The organism is Novosphingobium sp. BL-A-41-Hi4B-X5A (assembly GCF_055521705.1).
This window is the reverse complement of the sequence record NZ_CM145500.1, coordinates 40,211-62,239: the sequence shown is the minus strand read 5'-3', so window position 1 is coordinate 62,239 and position 22,029 is coordinate 40,211. Positions and strand designations below refer to the sequence as shown.

18 protein-coding genes are annotated in these 22,029 nt (G+C 65.8%); 8 read left to right on the top strand and 10 right to left on the bottom strand.

All coding sequences use genetic code 11. The features are described from left to right. Window positions 1-4: 4 nt before the first annotated feature. From ACZ1JY_RS00290 to ACZ1JY_RS00255, 8 genes are all read right to left on the bottom strand, one after another. Window positions 5-1,186: an MFS transporter gene (locus tag ACZ1JY_RS00290; RefSeq protein ID WP_465129972.1), complete on the bottom strand. Its 1,182-nt coding sequence runs from the start codon at window positions 1,184-1,186 to the stop codon at window positions 5-7. Continuing rightward, window positions 1,183-2,253, bottom strand: a complete 1,071-nt coding sequence (locus ACZ1JY_RS00285) for a LacI family DNA-binding transcriptional regulator (protein WP_118072094.1) — start codon at window positions 2,251-2,253, stop codon at window positions 1,183-1,185. The genes ACZ1JY_RS00290 and ACZ1JY_RS00285 overlap by 4 nt, the downstream gene beginning before the upstream one ends. Window positions 2,254-2,259: 6 nt before the next feature. Then, window positions 2,260-3,165, bottom strand: coding sequence for a glycoside hydrolase family 16 protein (locus tag ACZ1JY_RS00280; protein ID WP_465129971.1), 906 nt, complete (start codon window positions 3,163-3,165; stop codon window positions 2,260-2,262). Beyond that, a complete protein-coding gene (locus ACZ1JY_RS00275; protein WP_465129970.1) occupies window positions 3,162-4,664 on the bottom strand; it encodes a tryptophan halogenase family protein in 1,503 nt (500 codons plus the stop codon). The genes ACZ1JY_RS00280 and ACZ1JY_RS00275 overlap by 4 nt, the downstream gene beginning before the upstream one ends. Next, complete coding sequence (locus tag ACZ1JY_RS00270) at window positions 4,661-5,662, bottom strand: cupin-like domain-containing protein (protein WP_465129969.1); 1,002 nt, start codon at window positions 5,660-5,662, stop codon at window positions 4,661-4,663. The genes ACZ1JY_RS00275 and ACZ1JY_RS00270 overlap by 4 nt, the downstream gene beginning before the upstream one ends. 13 nt (window positions 5,663-5,675) lie before the next feature. Continuing rightward, complete coding sequence (locus ACZ1JY_RS00265) at window positions 5,676-6,395, bottom strand: SapC family protein (protein WP_465129968.1); 720 nt, start codon at window positions 6,393-6,395, stop codon at window positions 5,676-5,678. After that, window positions 6,392-7,939, bottom strand: coding sequence for a tryptophan halogenase family protein (locus tag ACZ1JY_RS00260; RefSeq protein ID WP_465129967.1), 1,548 nt, complete (start codon window positions 7,937-7,939; stop codon window positions 6,392-6,394). The genes ACZ1JY_RS00265 and ACZ1JY_RS00260 overlap by 4 nt, the downstream gene beginning before the upstream one ends. Before the next feature lie 125 nt (window positions 7,940-8,064). Beyond that, entirely contained in the window at window positions 8,065-11,025 is a 2,961-nt protein-coding gene (locus ACZ1JY_RS00255; RefSeq protein WP_240946512.1) for a TonB-dependent receptor, read from the bottom strand. A 283-nt stretch (window positions 11,026-11,308) separates the two neighbouring features. Between ACZ1JY_RS00255 and ACZ1JY_RS00250 the strand changes: the two genes are divergently transcribed. From ACZ1JY_RS00250 to ACZ1JY_RS00230, 5 genes are read left to right on the top strand one after another with little or no spacing between them, the layout of a single operon-like run. Further along, window positions 11,309-12,583: a DUF3422 domain-containing protein gene (locus tag ACZ1JY_RS00250; protein ID WP_465129966.1), complete on the top strand. Its 1,275-nt coding sequence runs from the start codon at window positions 11,309-11,311 to the stop codon at window positions 12,581-12,583. Window positions 12,584-12,627: 44 nt separating this feature from the next. Continuing rightward, window positions 12,628-13,629, top strand: coding sequence for a magnesium chelatase ATPase subunit I (gene bchI, locus ACZ1JY_RS00245; RefSeq protein ID WP_465129965.1), 1,002 nt, complete (start codon window positions 12,628-12,630; stop codon window positions 13,627-13,629). An 8-nt stretch (window positions 13,630-13,637) separates the two neighbouring features. Further along, window positions 13,638-15,314 carry a magnesium chelatase subunit D gene (locus ACZ1JY_RS00240; protein ID WP_465129964.1) on the top strand — a complete coding sequence of 559 codons (1,677 nt, stop codon included), beginning with the start codon at window positions 13,638-13,640 and terminating at the stop codon, window positions 15,312-15,314. Continuing rightward, window positions 15,311-16,204, top strand: coding sequence for an alpha/beta fold hydrolase BchO (bchO, locus tag ACZ1JY_RS00235; RefSeq protein ID WP_465129963.1), 894 nt, complete (start codon window positions 15,311-15,313; stop codon window positions 16,202-16,204). Before ACZ1JY_RS00240 ends, bchO begins: the two co-directional genes overlap by 4 nt. After that, window positions 16,201-16,344: a hypothetical protein gene (locus ACZ1JY_RS00230; protein ID WP_162895845.1), complete on the top strand. Its 144-nt coding sequence runs from the start codon at window positions 16,201-16,203 to the stop codon at window positions 16,342-16,344. The genes bchO and ACZ1JY_RS00230 overlap by 4 nt, the downstream gene beginning before the upstream one ends. Here the strand turns inward: ACZ1JY_RS00230 and ACZ1JY_RS00225 are convergent. Next, window positions 16,341-17,057: a hydroxyneurosporene dehydrogenase gene (locus tag ACZ1JY_RS00225; protein WP_465129962.1), complete on the bottom strand. Its 717-nt coding sequence runs from the start codon at window positions 17,055-17,057 to the stop codon at window positions 16,341-16,343. The genes ACZ1JY_RS00230 and ACZ1JY_RS00225 overlap by 4 nt on opposite strands. Window positions 17,058-17,176: 119 nt before the next feature. Next, entirely contained in the window at window positions 17,177-18,736 is a 1,560-nt protein-coding gene (gene crtD / locus ACZ1JY_RS00220; RefSeq protein ID WP_465129961.1) for a 1-hydroxycarotenoid 3,4-desaturase CrtD, read from the bottom strand. Between the two features lie 272 nt (window positions 18,737-19,008). On the opposite strand from crtD, the gene ACZ1JY_RS00215 reads away from it, so the two are divergent. The 3 genes from ACZ1JY_RS00215 to ACZ1JY_RS00205 all read left to right on the top strand — a co-directional run bounded on the left by ACZ1JY_RS00215 (window position 19,009) and on the right by ACZ1JY_RS00205 (window position 22,029). Further along, window positions 19,009-19,965 carry a methyltransferase gene (locus ACZ1JY_RS00215; RefSeq protein WP_465129960.1) on the top strand — a complete coding sequence of 319 codons (957 nt, stop codon included), beginning with the start codon at window positions 19,009-19,011 and terminating at the stop codon, window positions 19,963-19,965. A gap of 112 nt (window positions 19,966-20,077) precedes the next feature. Continuing rightward, window positions 20,078-21,043 (top strand): chlorophyll synthesis pathway protein BchC, encoded by a 966-nt coding sequence (bchC, locus tag ACZ1JY_RS00210; protein WP_465129959.1) that lies wholly within the window; start codon window positions 20,078-20,080, stop codon window positions 21,041-21,043. Beyond that, window positions 21,040-22,029: a chlorophyllide a reductase iron protein subunit X gene (locus ACZ1JY_RS00205; RefSeq protein ID WP_118072105.1), complete on the top strand. Its 990-nt coding sequence runs from the start codon at window positions 21,040-21,042 to the stop codon at window positions 22,027-22,029. The genes bchC and ACZ1JY_RS00205 overlap by 4 nt, the downstream gene beginning before the upstream one ends.

The following is a 22,029-nucleotide window of genomic DNA, read 5'->3' as shown; positions in this document are numbered from 1 at the left end:
GCTGTCAGGCAGCCCGTCGCAATCCGATGAGAAGCACGGCTGCGCAAAGCGCGAGCAACGCCAGAACCACGAAAAGCGCGCTGAAGCCGAGGCTTGGCACAAGCGCCAAGGTCAGCGCCGGCATCGCCAGCGACGGGATCGTGTTGGTCAGGTTGAACAGCCCGAGATCGCGCCCGCGCCGCGCGCTGTCGGGCAGGACCCGCAGGGTGTGGGCGCTATGCAGCGCCAGGAACGCCGAAGTCGAAAGACCGAACAGGATGTACCCCGCAATTGCTCCGTCGCGCCCTGCGGCAAACGCCATGATGATCAGTCCCAGCGCAGCCCCGATTGACGAGAGCACCAGCGGTGAAACCGGCTGCCCGGTGCGATCCGCCCGGCCGCCGGCCACAAGCGCGACCAGCGCGCCGATGACCATCGCCGTCAGCAGGACGCGGGCAATCGCGCCGTCGGCAAGGCCCGGATCGACCGAGCGCAGCCACAGGTAGAAGAAGGCAAACAGCGAGGCTTCGGAGATCTGCACCAGCAGGCGGGCCAGCCACATGCGCGTCGCCATGCCCTTGAGAACCTTGCGCGCAACAGCGCTTCCCTCGGCCGGCTTTGCCACGCCTTGCGCAAAACCGTCCTCACCCAGCAGCACGAGCGGGAGGACACAGAGCCCCACGATCACGCCCACGACGGCAAAGCGCGTTTCCAGCGAGAAGGCGTCGCCCAAGGTCGCCAAGGCCCCGGCAAGCGCGCCCGAAGCCGGGGCGAAAGCGAGCAGACCACCAAGCAGCCCCTTGCGCCCGTCCGGCACCTGATCCCCGGCCCAGGCAGACAGCGGCCCGAGCATCATGTTCAGCCCGACCTGCCACAGCGCGATCACCGCGGTCAGCGAAAGCAAGGTCCCGGTGCGCGGCGCAATCTGGAGCATGACGCTGGAGAGCAGCAGACCCGCCAGCACGAAGGGGCGGCGCCTGCCGACAAGGTCGCTCGCCCAGCCAAAGGCGATGTTGCACAAGCTGGCGGCAATCGCGCCCAGAAACGTCGTCGCAGCCAGCCAGCGCACGGCCTCGCTTCCCGCCAGATCGCCCACGTGCATCGGCAGCAGCAGGGTCAGGAACGGGACGTAGGCAATCGTCGATCCAGCCCACGCCAATGCATAGAGCGCAAGAAAGCGGTGTTCTCGGGCCTGTCCGGCGATCACGCCCCGCAGGCCGCTGCCGGGCCGGTGGAGCCACGGACCTCGAAGCCCATCGGGAGGATCACCGCGCCTGCAACCTCTTCGCCCTTCTGTACCGCAATCAGGCTGCGCACCGCCGTGGCCGTCGTCTCGGCAATCGGCTGATCGACGGCGGTCAGCGCGGGCCGGGTGAAGCGCACCAGTGGGGTGTTGTCGAAGCTGACCAGCGACAGGTCCGCCGGAATGGCAAGGCCCAGTTCGTCGGCAATCTCGACCGTGGCCAGCGCCATCTGGTCGTTGCTGGCAATGATCGCGCTCGGCCGATCGAGGCTGGCGAGCAAGGCGCGAGCGGCCCGCACGCCAGAGGCATAGGTGAAGTCCCCAGCCTCGAGCAGGCCCGCGGTGGCGAGCCCCGCTGCCTCCATCTCGGCCTTCCAGCCATCGATGCGCTTGGCCGAGAGGCGATACTCCGATGGCCCCGAAATGAAGCCGATGCGCTTGTGGCCAAGCTCGATCAGATGCCGCGTCGCCGTGCGTGCGCCGCCTTCGTCGTCCATTGAAACCATGATGCCATCGGGCAGCCCTTCCTCGTGCACTTGCGCACCGATCCGCGCGAACGGCACGTGGTGGCGGGTCAGCGTCTCGAGGATCTGCGGATTGTCAGAGTGCGGCGGGGTGAGGATCGCGCCATCGGGCTGTAGCGCCGCGATGGCCGCGCCAAGCTCACGCTCGACGTGGTCGTTGTGCGTGTCGACCAGTTCGAAGATCAGGCGATAGCCATGTTCGGCGCATTCGAGCATGCCGCCCAGCAGCATCTGGTCGACCCAGTCGGTGCCCTGCCGCGCCCGCCAGTCGGCAATCGTGCGCTCGCGGTCATTGAGGGCGAGGATCAGGTAGGAGCGCGATCCGCTCATCCGCTGCGCCGCGATCGAGGGCACGTAGCCCAGCTTGTCGATCGAGGCCTGGACCTTCTCGCGCATCTCGGGCCGGACATTGGCCTCGTTGTTGATCACGCGGCTGACCGTCTGCAGCGAGACGCCCGCATCGGCCGCCACGTGCTTGATGGTTACCGCCTGCCGCCTTCGCGCCATGGTAGCTCAGTTACCCCCGCTCTTCGTTCCCACGCCCGCGTTAGCGGCTTCGCCGGGCTTTTGCCATACGCGGACCCAGTCAACCGCCATTGCCTTGGGAAAGCCGGAAGCGTCCACGCCCTTGGTGTTGCGCCCCTCTGGCAAGTGCCCGCCGATGGCGAGGTTGAGGATCAGGTGGAAGGGCTTGTCGAACGGCGCGCCCGGCTTGTCAGACCCCAGCGTGTGCCATTCATGGGGCATGCGGCGGGCATAGTCCTTGCCGTCGACGCGCCAGACCATGCCGTCCTTGTCCCACTCCACCTCGTAAGTGTGAAAGGCGGTCGGATCGGGGAGTTGCGTTTGCTCCGAGATATAGCGGTTGCGCGGCGGCTGCCCGCCGAAGTGGATCGTGCCAAGCACATGGTTCTCGCGGCCGCCCTCGCAAGTCTCGCAAGGCTCGCCGAGGTTGACCGCCTCCATGATGTCGATTTCGCCAGAACGTGCCCACCCGCCATAGGCCCAGTCCTCCGGCAGCATCCAGATTGCCGGCCAGGTGCCTTGCCCCTGCGGCAGTCGCGCGCGCACCTGTACCTTGCCATAGAGCCACGCCGCCTTTCCGGCGGTTGAAAGACGGGCGGAAGTGAACGGCTTCGACCGCTTCGCCTCGGACTTCTCCATGCTGTCGCGCTGGTCGCGAGGGTATGCCGGGCCGGTGAAGTCCTCGCGCTGGGCGATGATCTCCAGCACTCCGCCGCTCACGCGATGGTTGGCCTTGCGCGCAGTGTAGCACTGGCGCTCCTCGTTGCCGCCGCCCCAACAATCCTCGGCAAGGACCCAATGATTGCGATCAAGCGTGGTGCCGTCAAACTCGTCGGCCCACACGAGTTGCCAATCGGGTTGGACCGCCGCTGCGGCCAGAAGCAGAAGGTTCATGCTGCGGCCGGAACCTGCGCGCCGCAATAGCGCGCCACGTAATCGCCATGTGATGGCAGCGCGGCAACCGTGCGGCTGACCTGTTCGCGCAAACTGCCAAGCAGATGCTTCAGTTCCTCGTCGCGCAGCTTGGCGGCGACGGGGTGGTGGCTTTGCGGGTTGATCCCCTGCCCCATCATCACCTGCACCCACGAGTTCTCCGCGAAAAGCTCCTCGTTCTTGCGGAACACGCGGCCGGTTTCGCCGAACAGTTCCATCTTGTGCTCGAGGCTGGCGGGCACTTCCATGCTGGCGCAATGCCGCCAGAACGGCGTGTCGCGGCGGTCGGTCGCCTTGTAGTGCAGGACCAGGAAGTCGCGGATCTGCTCCATGTCGGTGAACTGCTGGTCGTTGAACTCGTCGATGTCGCGCTGGCTGATGACGCCTGCCGGCAACATCCGCACGATGCGCAGGATGGCCCGCTGGATCAGGTGGATCGAGGTCGACTCGAGCGGCTCCATGAACCCGCCCGAAAGCCCCACCGCCACGCAGTTGCGGTGCCATTGCTTGCGCCGCGCCCCGGTACGGAAGCGGATGTGGTTGGGCTTGACCAGCTTCTCGCCCTCGACCGTAGAGAGCAGCTTTTCGAGTGCGGCTTCGTGGGAAAGGTAGTCGCTGCAATAGACCACGCCATTGCCCTGGCGGTGCTGCAGCGGAATGCGCCACTGCCAGCCCGCCTCGTGCGCGATGGCGCGGGTATAAGGCACGGGCGGGCGCACGCTCGATGTCTGGATGGCGATGGCGCTGTCGCAGGGCAGCCAGTGGGTCCAGTCGTCGTAGCCTGCGCGCAAGGCGCCTTCGATCAGCAGCGCGCGAAAGCCGGTGCAGTCGATGAACAGGTCACCCTCGATGCGGCGGTCGCCCTCCAGGACCAGCGCCGCTATATCGCCGCTCTCGCCATCGAGTTCGACGCGGGCAATCTTGCCCTCGATCCGCATGGTGCCATCGGCCTCGGCCATGGTGCGCAGGAACTTGGCATAGAGGCCGGAATCGAGCTGGTAGGCGTAGTTCATCCGGTCGTCCGGCAAGTGCGCGAACTTGCCTGCTTCCGCTGCCTTCAGTTCAAGGCAGTATTCGCCGTAGGGCTCGGTGTGGCCGCGCTCCAGACCGTGGAGCCAGAAGTGCTGGAAGCCTGCCGACCAGTGATCCTTGCCGGTGCCGCCGAAAGAGTGGAAGTAGTTCTCGCCCTCGACCCGCCAGTTCTCGAAATTGATGCCCAGCTTGAACGTCGCCTGCGTGGCGCGCATGAACTCGGCCTCGTTGATGCCGAGCAGGCGGTTGTAGGTGACGAGCGGCGGGATCGTGCTTTCGCCGACGCCGATCGTGCCGATCTGCTCGCTCTCGACCAGCGTGACCTGCGCGACCGGGCCGAGCGTACGGGCGAGCGCGGCGGCGGCCATCCATCCGGCGGTGCCGCCTCCGGCAATGACGATGCGACGGGGCAGATGCGAAGCGGTCATTGGCTGAGGCTCCTCAGGATGAACTGATGAATGCGGGCAGCGCCCTGCGCGTCGATGGGTCCCAATGCGCCCTGCCCCTCTGCGGGAATGTGGGCGCGGGCTTCGTCGCCGCCCGAGAACACGTAGTAGTCGAACAGCTCGCGCCACACCGCGCGGTCCGCATCGGGCAGGTCGCGGATGGCGAGCAGGGCGTGGGTCAGCGCGGTCTGCGGCTGGCCCATGTAACGTGGGGTATCGCGCCACCAGTAGTTAAGCAGGATGTTGAAGGGTTCGGTCGCCTCGACATGATGCCACCACATCGACGGCACGAACAGCGCATCGCCCGGTTCGAGATCAGCCACCTGCCCATGCTCCAGCGCTTCGGCAAAGCGCGGGTGCGCATCGAAGTCGGGAGCAGCGAAATCGACCATGCTGACCGCGCGGCCCGCCGGGGTGTTGTCGATGGGGCCGAGGTAGAGGTTGCGGAACTGCTCGGGCGGGAACAGCGTGAAGCGGCGACGCCCGGCGACGCAGCAGGCAAGGTTGTCGGGAAAGTCGTTGTGCGCGGCGATGCGGGTAGGCGATCCGATCCACAGGCTGGTGATCGGATCGCGCGTGCCGAGGTCTACGCGGTTCTCGGCGTCGACGCTCTGGAAGTGCGTCGGCACGTCGATCGAGCCGAGGTAGATCACCGGATGATCGGCGCTGTCTTCGTTGGCATCGAACCCGGCGAAGATATCCGCCAGCTTGCCGCGCGCGGTGCGGAAGTTCATTTGCATGGCAGCGTCATAGAACAGGCGTCCGCCGCTGCCGGGATCGGCCAGCGAGACGGTGAACGGCACGGGTCGCGCGCGCTCGACCAGATAGGCGCGGGCGGCGCGGGCGGATTCAAGGCCCGCCTGCACCAGCGGCCAGTCGCGCACCAGCCCGCGTAGCACGAACGGTTCGCGCGCGCCCTGCAGCATGGCGTCGAGATCGCTCAGGTGTTCGAGTGTCCTCTCAGCGACTGCAGGAAGCATCAAGGCAGTTGTTTCAGCCACCGGCAACCTTGGCGTTCTTGCGCGCGACCAGATCGCCGAAGTGGGAGAGCGAGGCGATGATCATGTAGATCCGCGCGAGGTGGCCGCTTGCCATCAGGTCTTGCAGCGCAGGGCCATCGAGGGCGGAGAGCTTTTCCTCGTTGATCGTGTGATAGCCGACCAGCGAGTTCTTCGCGCCGTCATCGAGCGTGACTTCGAGGGTGAAGGACTCGGCAAGGTCATAGCGGTCGAGCGCGGCGAAGAAGTCGGCGGATTCGCGGTGGGCGTGGTCGAGATCACCGAGCTTGGCGGCGATGTCCTCAAGGTAGGGCGTGGGCTGACCGCTCGCATCGAACACACGCACGCCCTCGCCGGTCGTGCTGATGCGGGGATGGTCAAGATCGACGTGGACCTGGCCCACGCCATCGGGCGTCGCCGCGCGGCCGATCAGGAACGGGCGGATCGCCATGGAAAGCGGGCGGTAGGGTGCATCCCATGCACCATCCCGCAGGAACAGGTTCTCCCCGGTCTCGAACCCCAGGAGCGCCAGCGCCTCCAGCTTGCCACTGGCAAGGTCGCGGCGCAGGACGATGGGATAGTGCGCCTGGATCGAGCGGAATTCCGCAGGGACGGTGGCGCAGGCCATGACATTGTCGCCAAGCTCGGCGCTGGCGGCGGTATCGATGCGCAACTCGGCGTGATCGGCGGGATTGAGGACTGCGTGGTTGCTCATTTCACTGCCGCTCCATGCATGGCGGTTGGGGCTGCGGCCACTTCGGGGCGCAGGGCATCGAGATAGGTCCGGTTGGATGGCAGCGCCGCCGCAAGCGCGCGCGAGCGCTGGCGCACTTCGGCAAGGCGCTGGCTGGCAGTGGCGTCGGCTGCTCCGGCCGGCACTGGGAAGCCCATGCCGTAAAGCACGTATTGCTGGCTGGCGGCACAGAACAGTTCGTCCATGCGCGGCAGGTCCCACACCGACGGTGGCTGATCGCGCCAAAGCTCGAGACATTCGGCAAGCCGCGCCGGGATCGTCGCCGGATCGCGCTGGGCGAGCCAGTAGGGCTCTGTCCGGCGGCTCAGGACGTAGTGCAGCTTGAGAAACTCGACGATGCGGTCCCAGCGGTAACGGAACAGTTCGTTGAAGCGCTCGGCCAGCAGGCCCATCGTGGCCTGACGGCGCGGGAAGTTTTCGGCGAGCGCCTTGATCGACAGCTCTACGGTGACGATGGCCGAGGCTTCAAGCGGTTCGATGAAGCCTGCCGAGAGGCCCACGGCGAGGCAGTTGCGATGCCAGAAGCGCTCACGGTGGCCGGTGGAGAACGTTAGCTTGCGCGGGCGCAGGGCGGCCAGATCGGCAGAAGGCAGCCGCGCAGAAATGTAGCTGCGCAGCACTTCCTCGGCGCGCGCATCGTCCATGAAGCGCGAGGAGAACACGCAGCCGATGCCGCGCCGCGTCGGCAGGGCAATGTCCCAGATCCAGCCCGCGTCGTGCGCGGTGCCGATCGTCTGCGAGGCAATCGCGCTGCCGGGTTCGACCGGCACCTGCAGGGCAAGCGCGCTGTCGTTGAAGGACACATCGGACCGGTCCACCCACGGCACGCCGCAGTGGGCACCGATCAGGATCGCGGCGAGCCCGGAGCAATCGATGAAGAAGTCACCAGCAATTTCCCGCCCGTCGTGCAGGTGAAGACTGGCGATGTTGCCCGCCTCGTCATCGGCAACGGCAGTCACCTGCGCCGAGACATGCGTCACGCCGAGCCGCGTCGTCGCATGGCGCTTCAGAAGCGCGGCAAACTTGCCGGCATCGAGATGATAGCCGTAGTTCAGCGCCCCGGCGTAATCGGGCATGGCGCGCTGGCGTGGCGCGAGGTTTTCGTCGCAGGCCGCAGCTTGCGGTGTCATCAGCGCGGCGAAGGGAAGGTCCGGCGATTGCGCGCGCCACGCCTGCAGCATGGCAGCCATGTCGCCCGGCGGGGGCGGCGTGAACGGATGAAGGTAGCTGTCCTGCGCAGAACCATCGACCCAGCCATCGAAGCGCGAACCCTGCTTGAACGAAGCGTCGCACTGGCTGAGGAACTCCGCCTCGTGAATTCCGATGGTGGCGAGCGTTTCGCGCATGGTCGGCCAGGTGCCCTCGCCCACGCCGATGGTCGGGATGTCCGGCGCTTCGACGAGGGTGATGGCAAGTTCGGGCCGTCGCGCGGCAAGCAGGCACGCCGAAAGCCACCCTGCGGTGCCGCCTCCGACGATGACAACCTGCTTCACCGACCCGATCATCTCTCACCCGTTTCGGCCACCGGTTGATCCGGCCAGCCTCTCAGTCTTCAAAACCCCTGCGGCCCGCACTGCCGAAGCAATACGGGCCGCCGGTTCTTCGTTACCCGAAGGTCATCCTGTCAGGCTCAGAAGGTAAACCGCGCACCGGCAGCATAGCGCGCATAACCCGGTGCCGCAAAGAACACGGTCTGGTTGTTGCGCTGATAGCCCTTGCGGTCAGCGTTGGTGATGTTGATGCCTTCGACGAACACCGTCACGCCCTTGCGGATTTCGTACGATGCGCTGGCGTCGAACTGGCCATAGGCCTTCACGTAGTACGGATCGAAGCCGTAGCCCGAGAGGAACCCGTCGCGCCAGTTATAGGCAACGCGCGCCTGCAGACCGTTCTTGTCGTAGAACAGCACGGCGTTGGCACTGTCGCTGACCCCGTTCACCGCGAACTGCGGGATGGTGTAGCGCAGGGTGTTGTCGAACTTCGTGTCGCTCTTCACCACGGTGTAGTTCAGGATCGCACCGAAGCCGGTATCCCAGAAGCTGTGCTGGACCGCGAACTCCCAACCCCACAGCTTGGCCTTCTGGTCGCTGTTGGTCGGCTGCGTGGTGATGAAGTTGACGAGCGGATCGGACGCCTGGCCGACGACACCGGTGACCACCCCGTTGTTGTCACGAATGACCGTCGAGGGGAAGTTGGCGCCGATGTAGTCGAGCAGTTGCTGCGCGGTGGCATTCGGACCCAGCGCTGCCCGTGCGGCTGCGGCATTGGCGCCGGCGGCAGCGTTGGTCAGGCCGAACGCGGGCTGGTTGACCTGCGTCTGGCTGATGAAGTTCTTCACGACCTTGTGGAAGAAGCCCACCGAAACGTAGCTGGTCGGCGCGTAATACCATTCAGCCGAAAGATCGACGTTGTTCGACTTGTACGGCAGCAGGCCCGGATTGCCGCTCGACGCCGTGCTGCCACCGATGCGGATCGGCGAGGCGAGCGTGGTGCCGCCCTGCAGCGAGGCATAGTCGGGACGCGTGATCGTCTGGCTGTAGCTGGCGCGCAGGCGGACGTTGCGGACCGGCTCCATGTCGAAGTCGATTGCCGGCAGCCAGTTCTCGTACTCGCCCTTGAGCGAGGCGGCAGCGACTTGCTGCGGGTTGCCGTAATCGATCGCGGTTTCATTGCCGCCAGTCCAGATGGTGCGGACCGGGATTGGAACCTGCGCGGTCGAATCGACCTTGGTCTTCTCGTAGCGAAGGCCGAGGCGCAGGTTTGCCGTGCCCGCGCCCAGATCGAACGAGTGCTTGGTCTGCACATACGGCGCCCAGGTCCGTTCGCGGACGGTGCGGTCGGTCGTGTACTTGGCGATGCAGGTGCCGGCCGTAACGGCGGTGCTGCAGATCCCGATCTTGCTGTCGAGCAGACGGATCAGGCCGTCGGTGTCGATGTTGAAGTAGTTCGGGATGATCGAGGCATCCTGCGAACCCGACATGCCGGAAAGATCCTTGGGCAGATCGCGGATCTGGTAAAGATCGTCCGGGGTTTCGGCTGCCGAGAGCGTGCCGCCCCAGGTATCGTTCTGGATCACGCCGAATGCCGAGCGCACCTTGTTCTCGGTGTAGGTCACGCCGAAGTCGAGGCTGTCGATGAACGAGGCATCGAAATCGTAGCCGCCGCGGAAGGTGACTTCGTTGATCTCGTCCCGCATGTAGGCGGTGCGGAAAGCGTTACCGGCCGGACGGATGTTCGAGGCCTTGATCTCCGAACCCGGGTACATCTGCACGCTGATGACCGGCATGTCGGACGTGTAATCGACCTTCTGCGACTTCACGCCGAAGATGGCGCTACCGACGGCAATGCCCGAACCGTAAGGCTTGGTCGGCTTGCTTTCGGCGGTCGAGTGGTGACCATCGAGTTCGAGGCGCAGCCCGCCCGGACCTTCCCACTTGAGATTGCCGCCGATCGACTGGTTGCGCGAACGGTTGGCCGCGACCGCGCCGGTGATGGCAAGATCCTTGCCGGGCCCGAAGTTCTCGGCATAGAAGTTCGGGCCTGCCGCCGGGCCATCGGTCCAGCTGCTGGAAGTATCGCCGTGGTTGAACCACACGCCGATCGAGTTGGTGCGGGCGTCGATTGTGTTCTGCGAGAAGGTGTAGTCCACCGTGGCGGTCAGCGTGTCGGTCGGCTTGACCTGCACCACGGCCTGGCCGTTGATGCGCTTGCGGCGGAACGTGGTGAAATCGTAGCCGGCGTTCTGCGTGACCTGGTAGATGTCGTTCGGGCCGGGGCGGTTCTGGATGTTGGCAGCACCCGGCGTGCCGGGCTGCGCCAGCGAACCCCAGTTGTTCTCCGAACCGAGATAGCCTTCACGCCAGCCCGCATTGAACTGAGCCTGGCTGGCCTTGCGGTCCTGATACGAACCGGTCAGCAGCACGCCGATGCGATTGTCAGCAAAGGTATCGCTGATGATGCCCGAGACTTCAGGGGTAATGCTGGTGCCGTCGAACAGCGAGGTATCGTAGACCGCCTTGGCGCCGATGCTGCCATGGAAGCCGGGACGTTCGAGCGGCTTGGCGGTCTTGATGTTGATGACCGAACCGATGCCGCCGGTGGCCAGCGAGGCGCGGCCCGACTTGTAGACTTCGACGCCGGCAATGCCTTCGGAGGCGAGGTTGGCGAAATCGAACGAGCGCGAGGCCGGGGCGCCGCTGCTGCCGCCGAGGCTGGAGGCAGGCATCTGGCGGCCGTTGAGCAGGACAAGGTTGAAGTCCGGACCGAAGCCGCGAACCGTCACGGTCGAACCTTCACCGCTGTTGCGGTCGATCGAAACGCCGGTGATGCGCTGCAGCGATTCGGCAAGGTTGGTATCGGGGAACTTGCCGATATCTTCGGCGGAGATCGCATCGACGACGCCCTGCGCGCTGCGCTTGATGTCGAGAGCCTTCGACAGCGAGGCGCGGATGCCGGTGACAACGATGGCTTCGCCTTCTTCAGCCGGAGCAGCGGCATCCTGCGGCGCTTCCTGCGCGTGAACGGCCTGCCCGGCGAGTGCGAGTGCAAGGGCACCCATGCTGGCTGCACGAACGGCAGCGGAACGTGTCATGGAAACCTTCATGATCCTCCCCTTTTACAACCTCGGCACTGCCACGCGAAATGCTCGCTATCAGCGCTCTTGTGAACGTTCACCTAATTGAGAACGTTCACGCGGTCAAGGGGCTTCGGCGCCCATCGCGCGAAAGCCTAGTTCTTTTGGGCAATCCCGGCAGGCACTTGCACGAAACCACGCAAATCCGTTTGGTGGCGCGCCACTCTTGGCATAGCGTTTTGCCCAAGCGGCGGCGTCAATGGTGCCTCTCTCCTGCCAGCCGCGTCAGGGATTTCCACCGATGCGCGACCATGACCTTCGAAGCAGGGCCGTTGGCGAGATGCATTTGCGGCGCTGGCCGCCCTTGCCGGTGCCTTGCCATATCGTGCAGTGGGTCCTTGCGATCGACGACAGCGAGCGTGCCGAGGAACTCTCCGCCATCGAGGCATTGACGGCGAGCACCGACAACGTCGGCAATCCGACGCACCGCGAAGGCCGGATCAACGAGAGGGTCACCTTCACCTGGGAACGCCAGAGCGAAGGCAGCAGCCTGACGCTGTTTTGTGCGCCCTGCGACGACGAGGGCTTTCTCGATCCGACTGACGATGCAGAACTGTCGGCCGCAATCGCCTGGGCACGCACCCTACCCGGCCAGATCGTGCGCAGCACGCGCGTGTGGCTGGCGCAAAGCGATGCCGACGTCGAGCAGGTTCTCCATCGCCACCCGATCAATCGCGATGAACTTGTTTCCAGCACGCTGGGCGGCGGAATCCGCATATGGTCGGACTTCCGGCTGAAGGACGATGGCTTCGGGCGGTTGCTCGCCGCGGCCAACGGCATCGACCGGCGCGATCTGACCCGCCAGATCCAGCGCCTGCAGGAACTGGGCAACTATCGCAACAAGGCGCTGCTCGGCCTGCCGGTCGCCCGCGAATGCTGGCCCAAGCTGGATGCAGCCGAAGAACGCCTGAGCGATCTGGCAAACCGCATCGCCGACAGCGACGCGCGCGACGACAGCCTGCTTGAGGAACTGTCACGCCTCGCGCTCGATCTTGCCTCTGTCGCAACCGCGATCTCGTTCCGCATGGACGCCACCCGCGCCTACGGGCAGATCGTCGAGGAGCGTCTGGAGCAGCTCGACGTGCAGCCGGTCGAGGGTTACGCCTCGCTGGTTGATTTCACCCAGCGCCGCTTCCGCCCGGCCATGAACACCTGCATCGCCACCAGCGAGAGGATCGAGCGCATCGGCGAACGCACCGAGCAGCTGACGTCGCTGCTGCGCGCGCGGATCGATACGCGGATCGAGAACCAGAATGCCGAGCTGCTGCGGTCGATGGAGCAGTCGATATCGATGCAGGCGCGTTTGCAGCAGCTGGTCGAGGGCCTGTCTGCGGTGGCGCTCAGCTACTATGTTCTGGGGCTGATCAAGTACGCGCTCTATGCCGTGCCCGACAGCGCATTGGGCGTTTCGGACGAGTTCGTGATCGGCTTGCTGGTGCTGCCGATGGTGCTGGGCGTGTGGTGGACGATGCACACACTCAAGGACCGATTGATCAAGACTTCTGATCGGCAATAATTCCGCTTGTCCTGACGGCCATATGTGTCCACACTTCTGGACAGATGGCGCACTTCCCCTTCTCTGCGATCGTCGGTCAGGACGAGATGAAGCTCGCGCTCCTGATCGCAGCGGTCGATCCCTCCATCGGCGGAGTGATGGTGTTTGGCGACCGTGGGACAGGCAAGTCCACCGCCGCCCGCGCCCTCGCCAGCCTGCTGCCGCCGATCATGGTGATGGACGGTTGCCGCTATGGCTGCTCGCCCGATGCGCCGCATTCCTGCCCTGGCCCCTGCGAATCGAACAAGGCCAGCAAGCGGCCGGTGCCGTTCGTCGATCTGCCACTGGGCGCCACGGAAGACCGGGTGCTCGGCTCGCTCGATCTGGAACGCGCGCTGCGCACCGGGGAAAAGACGTTTGAACCGGGGCTGCTGGCGCGGGCGCACCGCGGCTTCCTCTACATCGACGAGATCAACCTGCTCGAAGACCATCTGGTCGACCTGCTGCTCGACGTGTCCGCCTCGGGCGAGAACGTGGTGGAGCGCGAGGGGCTGTCGGTGCGCCACAAGGCAAAGTTCGTGCTGATCGGCAGCGGCAACCCGGAAGAGGGTGAACTCCGCCCGCAGCTGCTCGACCGCTTCGGCCTTTCGGTCGAAGTGCGCACCCCCCGCGAGATCGAGAACCGCGTCGAAATCATGCGCCGCTGCGCCTCGCACGATGCCGACAGCGAGGCATTTGCCGCGCAGTGGGCCGAGGAGGACGAGAAAGTCCTGCAGCAGATCGCGCGCGGGCAGAAGAAGCTGGCGAAGATCGAGGTGCCGGACAGCGTGCTGATCGATGCCGCCGGGATCTGCAGCGCCGTGGGCGTTGACGGCTTGCGCGGCGAGCTCACCCTGATGCGCGCCGCGCGCGCCTATGCGGCGCTGAAGGGCGCAAAGGTGGTCAAGCGCGATCACCTGCTTCACGTTGCGCCGATGGCCCTGCGCCACCGCCTGCGCCGCGACGTGCTCGACGAAAGCGGATCGACCGCACGGATTGATCGCGCGATCGCCGAACACTTCGGATGACCGATGCGATGGCAGATGCGCTCTTGGCAGCGCGCCTGCTGGCCGCAGACCGCAAGCTTGGCGGCATGGTGCTGCGCGGCGGTGGGCCGGCGCGCGATCTCGTTTTGCAAGCGCTGCGCGGATTGCTTCCCGCGGGCACGTCCTTCCGCCGCCTGCCCGGTCATATCGATGAGGACCGGCTGACCGGTGGCACAGACATTGCCGCCAGCCTCGCCACGGGTTCGCTGGTTCTCCAACGCGGCTTGCTGGCTGAGGTGGCGGGCGGCGTGCTGGTCGTGCCCATGGCGGAACGCCTGCGCACGGACACTGCGGGCCGGATCGCCCAGGCGCTCGACAATGGCGGCGGCTTCCTGCTTGTCCTGCTCGACGATGGCGAAGGCCCGGACGAGCGCCCGCCGCTGGCCCTGATGGAACGGGTGGCTTTCGACCTGTCGCTGCGGGACGTTCGCGCTGCGGACCTTGCAATCGATCTGCCGCCTGCTTGCGAAGTGTCAGCCTCACCACCGCTCGATAGCGAGGCGCTGTCTGCCCTTGCCGCCACGGCAACGGCGCTCGGCGTTGCATCGATCCGTCCGCTGTTGCAGGCCGCAGCCACAGCCAGTGCCCACGCCGCACTTGGCGGGCGCGATACGGCAGGCCGCGCCGACCTCGAGGCGGCGATCCGCCTCGTCCTTGCTCCGCGCGCGACGCAGTTGCCGCCCGAACCCGAAGCGCCCCCGCCTCCCGAACCGGAGCGAGAGCCGGAAGAGGCAGAGCGCCCGGACAACGACGACGATGACGACAGCGCGCCGGACTTGCCCGAAGACCTGCTGATCGAAGCGGCCCGCGCCATGATCCCGCCTGATGTGCTCGAACTGATCGCCTCTGGTCGCGCGCAACGGTCGGCGCGTGGCGGAGGCGCTGGACGCCGCACCGGTTCGGCACTGCGCGGCAAGCCCCTTGGTGCGCGCCCGGGCATGCCCGGCGGCGGTGTGCGCATGGCGCTCGTCGATACCCTGCGCGCGGCGATCCCGTGGCAGCCCTTGCGCAGGCGCGATCCCGCTCCCGCAGGTGCCGGCCCGATCCGCTTTCGCCGCGACGACCTCAGGGTCCGCCGCTTCGAGGAACGCGCCACGACGGTCACCATCTTTGCGGTCGATGCCTCAGGCTCGGCAGCTCTCGCCCGCCTGTCCGAGGCCAAGGGCGCGGTCGAGCTGATCCTTGCCCAGGCCTATGTGAAGCGTGCCGAGGTGGCGCTGGTCGCCTTCCGTGGGACCGAGGCAGACCTGCTGCTGCCGCCCACGCGTTCGCTGACCCGCGCCAAACGCGCCCTTGCCGAACTGCCCGGCGGCGGAGGCACCCCACTGGCACGAGGCATTGCCCTGACCCGCCAGTTGGCCGATGCCGTGATGAGCCGAGGCCGCACACCGTTTCTCGTATTCCTAACCGACGGCAGCGCGAACATCGGCGCAGACGGCTCATCCGGCCGCGCCCAAGCCAATGCCGACGCGCTGACCGCCGCACGGGGAATTGCCAGCGCGGGTCTTGATGCCGTGGTGATCGACATTTCCCCGCGCCCTCGGCCCGAAGCTGCCCGCATCGCCGAAGCCATGCGGGCGCGCTACCTGCCGCTGCCCTTCGCCGATGCCAAGGCGCTCAAGGCGGCGGTGACGCTTGCTGCCGAGCCGCAGAAGAAACGCGCATGAGGGCCCCAAGCTGGGACGTCGAAGGCCGGAACTGGCCCAACCGCGAGGCAAGCCGCTTCGTGGAGACGCCCGGGCTAAGATGGCATGTTCAGGTCACCGGCGAGGGGCCGACGATCCTGCTGCTCCACGGCACCGGCGCGGCAACGCACAGCTGGCGCGACGTGCTGCCACTGCTGGCGCAGGACTTCACAGTGATCGCCCCCGACCTGCCCGGCCACGGTTTTACCAGAGGCCGTCCGCGTCAGGGCCTGACCCTGCCCGGCATGGCAAGTGCCGTGCTAGATCTGCTCGATGCGCTGGACCATAAGCCATCGCTGATGGTCGGCCACTCCGCGGGCGCGGCCATAGCAATCGAGGCCGTCCATTTGCAGGGCGCAGCCACACCCCTGATTGGCTTCAACCCCGCGCTGATGCCCTTCCCCGGCCTTGCCGCCAAGCTGTTCCCGTCGCTGGCGAAGATGCTGTTCGTGAACCCGTTCGTGCCGCGCATGCTGGCCGGCATTGCCCGCATTCCCGGCGAGACCGGGCGCTTCCTGCGCCGCGCCACAGGCTCTGCCATCGATGCCATGGGAATTGCCGCCTACGAGGCGCTTATGGGCAATCATCACCACTGCGGCGGGGCGATGGAAATGATGGCAAGCTGGGACCTTGAAGCGCTCAGCCGGTTGCTGCCGCAGTTGAGAAACCGCGTGTTGCTGGTCCATTCCAGTGGCGACACCGCCGTGCCGCTTTCGTCTGTCGAACAGGCCGTAAGGCTGATCCCCGATTGCCGTGTGGAAGTGCTGCCGGGATTGGGGCACCTTGCGCATGAGGAGTGCCCCGCGAAGGCCGCTGAACTGATCCGCACGTTCGCCGCTGCAAGCGCGCAAAAGGAGGGAGAGCCAGCATGAATTCGATGAGCGAACACTTCGGCTGGGTGGAAATCGTCTTCACCGCCGTCATCGCGCTGGGCTTTGGCGTCTATCAGCTATGGTCAGTCAACCGCGAGATCGCCAAGGACAAGGCGAAGAAGCAGAACCCGGAAGACTAGCCTTGCGGTATCCGGTACGGCAGCATGAACTGCACGATCGGCGATGAAAAGCGATCGAGATCAAGGCTTTCCTGTACCGCCACGACCGGCTCTCCGAACAGGCGCGATGACAGGGTGGAGCGGGCATAGAACGGCGCATCCTCCCAGGTGCGGATGACGCTGGCATGGCCTCTGTCCGCCCGCGTCTTGCGCTCCATCTGCCATAGTGTGTTCGGCAAGGGCGCGACCGGCGGCAGCGCTTCCTCCTCATGCGGCACCCCGTCCGCACCGAAGCGCAGGGCGCTGGCAAAGCCCTGGCCATTGCGACGGATGCCCTCGTAGCAGACCACCGACCCGCTGCGCCCATGGGCGCGGGACCAGTGCCAGACGCGGAAGCCTTCCTCCAGCGACTCCGCGCCGAAATTCGAATCGAGATAGGCACTGCCCTTCCACCCGAGACCGGGCTTTTCCATCCGGACCTCGATCCACGCGCGCGGGGCAATGCAGTGCCAGCGGTGGCGCCCCTCCGGGTCAAGCGAGAAGGCGCGGTCGTTGGTCGCTTCGGGATAGACGCGAACCTTGCCGGCCACACGACGCTGCCACGGTACGCCAACCCGCTTGTCCATCTCCTCGATATCGATTTCGAGCGCGTCACCGGTCCAGCGCACCGCACTCGGCCCGATCTGCAGGTTGTCCGCATCGCGCGCGACGCTGCCGCGCCCCCGCTCAGTCATGGTCCAGCGCGCGCCGGGGCCGTAGAGCGCCACGTTCAAGGCGCAGTGCTGCAGCGGATCGTCGCGGCCGCTTTTCTTGTAATAGGGCGAAAATACACTGCCGATGAAGGCGATGATCGTCAGCCCATGGCGTCCGCACTCGCTGATCGCATCGACATACCACCAGCCATAACCACCGGGCGGGATCTGCGCATCGAAGCGAGGTCTTGCACCACAGCCTGCATCGCCAGTTGCCCGGACAAGGCGGCCATCGGCACCCCGGCCCCCGGATGGGTGCTTCCACCCGCGCAGTAGAGCCCAGGGATCCGGGTCCGCGTACCCTGCCGGAGGAAGGACGCCGCCCAACCGTGCGAGGCCCGACCATAGATCGCCCCCCCGGTCGAGGGCAAAAAGTTCTCGAAGGCGTTCGGTGTCAGCAGCGTGAGGGGAAAGTTGTCCTCCAGCTCCAGTCCGCAACGCTGAAGGCTGCGCCTCATGGCCTGTGTGCACCGGGCCTTCTCCTCTTCGGTGTAAGTATGGGTGTCGCCATTGGCGGGCGCATTGACGATGATCTGCAGACGTTCACGGTGGCCCGGCGGCACATCGGCCCCGCCCTCGCGATCGAGCGCGCAGACATAGACGCTGGGATCGCATGGCGGAGCCCCACCGCGAATGTCGCTGAATTCGCGGGCATAGTCGGGCGAGAAGAACACGTTGTGGCGCTGCAGCGCAAAGCCCGAGGTGCGCGCATTTGCCAGCCAGACCATCGCCGAGAGCGACCGCTTGCGCACGCCATGCGATGGCACCGCCATGGCGCCCAGAGGCCCGAAGCGTCCTGCGGCGAGAGCCTCGGGATCGGCATTGGCGATAACCGCATCGGCGGCAATCCGCTCGCCATTGCTGAGGATCAGGCCCGATGTGCGTCCTTGTGCGGTCTCTATGAGGGCGGCGCCGGTACTGAAACGGAATTTCGCGCCGTGCATCTGCGCGAGCCGCATCAGAGCTCCGGCCAGCGCGCTCATGCCGCCTTCGATCAGCCAGACGCCTTGCGCCTCGACGTGGGCAATCAGCATCAAGGTGGCCGGTGTCTCGAACGGCGAGGAACCGCAGTAGGTCGAATAGCGCGCGAAAAGCTGGCGCAGACGCTGGTCGGCAAAGTGTTCGCCCAACACCTTCCACAGCGATTCGTAGGGCCGGATCGCCAGAAGATCGCCCATGCGCCACAGGCCGATGCGCCACATCAGCGGAAGCGGCCAGCTGACCTTGCTGCCGCGCATCATCGGACGGTCAATGATGCCGTGAATGCGCGCGGCCTCCTTGCGAAAGGCGCGGAAGCCTGCGGCGGCCGAAGCGCCGGCAAAGTCACCGATGGCCTGCTCGCTCAGTTCCGGATCGGCATGGAGATCGAGATGCCGCTCCAGCCCCCACGCGTGGCGGGCGATCACGTCGGCGCGGCGGATGTCGACAAAGTCGGCCAGGTCGGCACCGCACGCAGCAAAGATGCCCTCGAACACGTCACGCAGGGTGAAGACGGTGGGCCCGGCATCGATGGAGGCGCCGTCAACGATAAGCTGACGCGCCTTGCCGCCGGGGTGCGCGGCTTTCTCCACGACGGTGACGTCGGCCCCGCGCGCAGCCAGCAGCGCGGCTGCCGTCAGGCCGCCGATGCCCGCGCCGATGATCGCCACCCGCGATGCCAAGGCATGCTCCTCTCTCGGAGGGAAACCCTCCAGCGAATACAATTGACCTTTACATCACAAATGTCCAATCTTTTGGACATATGCTGGACGTTGCCCCCTTGACGGATGCGCCGCCGGCGCAAAGCCCTCCCAAATGGCCCCCTCAGTGGCGACGCCGCTGGACCCATTGGCGCAACCGGGTTCTGGGCAGCCCGGTGTTTCAGGACTGGGCATCTCGCCTCCCCATTTTCGCAAGCGTCTCAAGGCGCCGCGCCGCCAGCGCATTCGATCTGGTGGCGGGCTTCACCTATTCGCAGGTCCTGCTAGCCGCGGTCCAGGTCGACCTGCTCGACCTGCTCGATGCTGGACCGTGCGGTGCCGACGATATCGCCCGGTCGGCCGCACTGAGCCGCGCCGCCGCGACTCGGCTGCTGCGCGCCGCCACTGCACTGGACCTTGCAGAAGAGGTTGCTCCGGGCTGGTGGATGCTCGGCCAGCAGGGCGCCGCGCTGCTTTCCAACCCCGGCGCGCTCGCCATGGTTCAACATCACCCGCTGCTTTACGCGGATCTCGCCGACCCGCTTGCCCTGCTGCGGCAGGACCGGCAGAAGCCAACCGCCCTGTCGAATTTCTGGCACTATCACCCTGAAACCGATGGTGAAACTGCCGGTCGGTACTCCTCACTCATGGCCGCTTCGCAACAGATGGTTGCGCAGCAGGCGATGGGTGCCTACGCCTTCGATCGCCACCGCCGCCTGCTCGATATCGGCGGCGGTCATGGCGCTTTCGTCAATGCGCTGGCCGCGGCATGCCCTTCGCTTGAGCTGGGCATATTCGATCTGCCTCCCGTTCTGGCTGGTGCGACGAATCTGCCGCCGCGAGTCTCCCGACATCCGGGTGACTTCTTTGCCGATACCCCGCCTACAGGCTACGACTGCATCACGCTGTCGCGAATTCTCCACGATCATGACGATGATCGCTGCCTTCAGATCTTGCGCGGAATCAGGGCAGCTCTTCCCGAGGACGGCCGCCTTGTCATTGCCGAACCGATGGCCGGCGCACGCGGGGCAAAAGCCATGGGTGACGCCTATTTTGGCTTGTATCTCTGGGCGATGAACTCCGGGCGCCCTCGCACACCAGCTGAATATGGCGCGATGCTTCGCAAGGCGGGCTTCCGGCACTGGCAGCAGAAGCGCACGGCAATGCCCGTGATCGCCTCGGTCATTGTTAGTTCATATGGACAGTTATGACCGTCCAATATGTTTGACACTCTTTGGCGTTAGCGTATGGTGAACACTGCCTGACAGTACCCATCCGGATACTGCGGCACGGCCCGGATCACCGGGAGAGGGGAAGACCGGCATGGAGTCGCTGGCGGTCATACTGGAAGCACCGAGGCGCATCGCGCTTCGCAGGCTTGCCTTGACGTCAGGACAAGGCTCCGACGCCGCTTCCGCCGCGCTCGCCCCTTCTGACGTTCTGGTCGAAGTCCAGTGGAGCGGCGTAAGTGCCGGAACCGAAAAGCTTCTCTGGTCGGGCGAGATGCCCAACTTCCCGGGCATGGGGTACCCGCTGGTGCCCGGATACGAATCCCTCGGCCGCATTGTCGACGCCGGCAGCGAAGTGCAGGCCCGCATCGGCGACTGGGTCTTTGTCCCCGGCGCGACCTGTTATCGCGATGCGCGCGGCCTCTTCGGCGGCACGGCGCGGCAGGTGATCGTGCCATCGGCGCGCGCCCTGCCGGTCTCCGAGTCGCTGGGCCGGGATGGCGTGCTGTTCGCGCTCGCCGCCACTGCGCTTCACGCCATGAACGGCGGCGAACCGCCCGATCTGATTATCGGCCATGGCACGCTGGGCCGCCTGCTTGCGCGGATGACCATCGCTGCTGGCGCCCCTGCCCCCACTGTCTGGGAGCACAAGCCCGCCCGCCGCACAGGCGCGCAAGGCTACAACGTCATCGCCCCCAAGGACGATGACCGCCACGATTACGCCAACATCTATGATGCCAGCGGCGATGCCGATTGCCTCGACCTTCTGGTTCCGCGCCTGCGCAAGAGGGGCGAGATCGTGCTGGCAGGTTTCTACGCCAACCGCCCCAGCTTCGCCTTCGCGCCTGCTTTTCGTGCCGAGGCACGCTTCCGTGTCGCCGCCGAATGGGGCCCGGACGATCTTACCTCTACCCGCGCCCTGATCGACAGCGGCGCACTCGATCTTGCCGGTCTGGTCTCTCACCAGCGCCCGGCTGAGGAAGCCCCGGATGCCTATCCGGAAGCCTTCCTCGATGCCGACTGCCTCAAGATGGTCCTCGACTGGAGCAACTGCGCATGACGATGCTGGATACACATGCCGCCGCTCTGCGCGATGAAGCGTCGATCGAGCCTGACGCCCCGCACACCGGGGAAGTGAAGAAAGAGACGCAGATCATCGCGATCTATGGCAAGGGCGGCTCGGGCAAGAGCTTTGCCCTGTCCAACCTCAGCTACATGCTCGCCCAACAGGGCAAGCGCGTGCTGCTGATCGGCTGCGATCCCAAGTCCGATACGACCAGCCTGCTGTTCGCCGGCAAGGCCTGCCCCACGATCATCGAGACCTCTTCAGCCAAGAAACTGGCAGGGGAAGAGGTGCGCATCGAAGACGTCTGCTTCCAGCGCGATGGCGTCTTCGCGATGGAACTGGGCGGTCCCGAAGTCGGCCGCGGCTGCGGCGGTCGCGGCATCATCCACGGCTTCGAACTGCTCGAAAAGCTCGGCTTCCATGACTGGGGCTTCGACTACGTCCTGCTCGATTTCCTGGGTGACGTGGTCTGTGGCGGCTTCGGCCTGCCGATCGCGCGCGACATGTGCCAGAAGGTCATCGTCGTCGGATCGAACGACCTGCAGTCGCTTTACGTGGCGAACAACGTCTGCAAGGCGGTGGAATACTTCCGCAAGATGGGCGGCAATGTCGGCGTTGCCGGCATGATCGTCAACAAGGACGACGGCACCGGCGAGGCGCAGGCTTTCGCAAACGCGGTCGATATACCGGTTCTGTGCGCCATCCCGGCGGACGAGGACATCCGGCGCAAGTCGGCGAATTACCAGATTATCGGCAAGCCCGGCGGGCAATGGGGCAGTCTCTTCGCAGAGCTTGCGTCCAATGTCGCGTCGGCACCGCCGCGGCAGCCCACGCCCCTCGACCAGGATGGACTGCTTGGCCTCTTCTCCCCCGAAGACACCGGAGGCAACGTCGAGTTGGTCCCGGCGACACAGGCTGACATGCGCGGCGGATCATTCGAGAAGAAGCCCTCGCTTGAGGTGGTCTATGACGAGGTCTAG

Coding starts and splice junctions, on each gene's coding strand:
- ACZ1JY_RS00285 (WP_118072094.1), bottom strand. CDS start 2,253: ATGGCGCGAAGGCGGCAGGCGGTAACCATCAAGCACGTGGCGGCCGAT.
- ACZ1JY_RS00280 (WP_465129971.1), bottom strand. CDS start 3,165: ATGAACCTTCTGCTTCTGGCCGCAGCGGCGGTCCAACCCGATTGGCAA.
- ACZ1JY_RS00275 (WP_465129970.1), bottom strand. CDS start 4,664: ATGACCGCTTCGCATCTGCCCCGTCGCATCGTCATTGCCGGAGGCGGC.
- ACZ1JY_RS00270 (WP_465129969.1), bottom strand. CDS start 5,662: ATGCTTCCTGCAGTCGCTGAGAGGACACTCGAACACCTGAGCGATCTC.
- ACZ1JY_RS00265 (WP_465129968.1), bottom strand. CDS start 6,395: ATGAGCAACCACGCAGTCCTCAATCCCGCCGATCACGCCGAGTTGCGC.
- ACZ1JY_RS00260 (WP_465129967.1), bottom strand. CDS start 7,939: ATGATCGGGTCGGTGAAGCAGGTTGTCATCGTCGGAGGCGGCACCGCA.
- ACZ1JY_RS00255 (WP_240946512.1), bottom strand. CDS start 11,025: ATGACACGTTCCGCTGCCGTTCGTGCAGCCAGCATGGGTGCCCTTGCA.
- ACZ1JY_RS00250 (WP_465129966.1), top strand. CDS start 11,309: ATGCGCGACCATGACCTTCGAAGCAGGGCCGTTGGCGAGATGCATTTG.
- bchI (WP_465129965.1), top strand. CDS start 12,628: ATGGCGCACTTCCCCTTCTCTGCGATCGTCGGTCAGGACGAGATGAAG.
- ACZ1JY_RS00240 (WP_465129964.1), top strand. CDS start 13,638: ATGGCAGATGCGCTCTTGGCAGCGCGCCTGCTGGCCGCAGACCGCAAG.
- bchO (WP_465129963.1), top strand. CDS start 15,311: ATGAGGGCCCCAAGCTGGGACGTCGAAGGCCGGAACTGGCCCAACCGC.
- ACZ1JY_RS00230 (WP_162895845.1), top strand. CDS start 16,201: ATGAATTCGATGAGCGAACACTTCGGCTGGGTGGAAATCGTCTTCACC.
- ACZ1JY_RS00225 (WP_465129962.1), bottom strand. CDS start 17,057: ATGACTGAGCGGGGGCGCGGCAGCGTCGCGCGCGATGCGGACAACCTG.
- bchC (WP_465129959.1), top strand. CDS start 20,078: ATGGAGTCGCTGGCGGTCATACTGGAAGCACCGAGGCGCATCGCGCTT.
- ACZ1JY_RS00205 (WP_118072105.1), top strand. CDS start 21,040: ATGACGATGCTGGATACACATGCCGCCGCTCTGCGCGATGAAGCGTCG.